Source organism: Clostridium sp. C105KSO13, assembly GCF_001517425.1.
Lineage (GTDB): Bacteria > Bacillota > Clostridia > Lachnospirales > Lachnospiraceae > Muricomes.
On the sequence record NZ_FBWL01000028.1, the window covers coordinates 1 to 488 of the forward strand.

The following is a 488-nucleotide window of genomic DNA, read 5'->3' on the forward strand; positions in this document are numbered from 1 at the left end:
TGTTGAAAATACCATTAATTGAACCATTCAGTGCAATTACATCATGGGAAGGCTATGAATATCAAGGACATGTTGCATTGTATATTGCGTTGAAAAATATACTTAATTTACTACAGAGTTGTAAAAGTATTTCAGATTATGAGTGGAAGAAGGATGAGTTAGAGTGGCATGCAAATTAACTTAACCTGGTACATAAGCTAGGATTGTACATAAGTAAGAAAATGATAATACCATTATTGCTTCCTGTAAGGGGCATTATGAAGATTAATTAACACCTCGTTGGACCCTCAGGAAGGAAAATATATGCTTAAATCGGACGAAAGATGTATACGAACAGTTGAAGAATTAATTGAATATATAAATAAGGCCGGTTTTTTGCCACTTTTCAAAAATGATATACCGGGGTTTTCGGTGGAGGAACACACGAATGCAGCCGACTGGTGGTCTGAAGACAGCCTGCTTGATCCCTGGGAGTGGAGAGGAATCAT

At 36.9% G+C, this 488-nt stretch carries 1 pseudogene; it reads left to right on the forward strand.

The annotated features are described in order from the left end of the window. Positions 1-303: 303 nt before the first annotated feature. A pseudogene (locus BN3456_RS00085) lies at positions 304-488 on the forward strand (hypothetical protein); the annotation flags it as partial.